1 protein-coding gene is annotated in these 235 nt (G+C 68.1%); it reads right to left on the reverse strand.

Translation table 11 applies throughout. From position 1 onward, the window contains the following. Window positions 1-235, reverse strand: a 235-nt coding sequence (locus KVT32_RS31610) for an RDD family protein (RefSeq protein ID WP_217619585.1), incomplete at both ends; no start/stop codon positions are given.

The raw sequence follows: 235 nt of genomic DNA on the forward strand, positions 1-235 counted from the left end.
GGCGGATCACGACGGTGCCCCCCAGCTTGTCGTGCCAACCCTGCTTTTTCGGATCGATCGCGACCCACAGCAAGCCCAGGCCGAGCGGAATCGTCGAGACGTAGTAGCCGAGATAACGGCCCACCGACTGGCCGAGCGTGGGCTTGTTGCCGGTGCGGGCATCGACGACCTGGGCCGAGATCGCCATCTTGCCCGGCGTCGCGCCGCGCGCCACCCAGAAGGCGATCACGGCGAC

Source organism: Achromobacter sp. GbtcB20 (assembly GCF_019091095.1).
GTDB lineage: Bacteria > Pseudomonadota > Gammaproteobacteria > Burkholderiales > Burkholderiaceae_B > Achromobacter > Achromobacter mucicolens.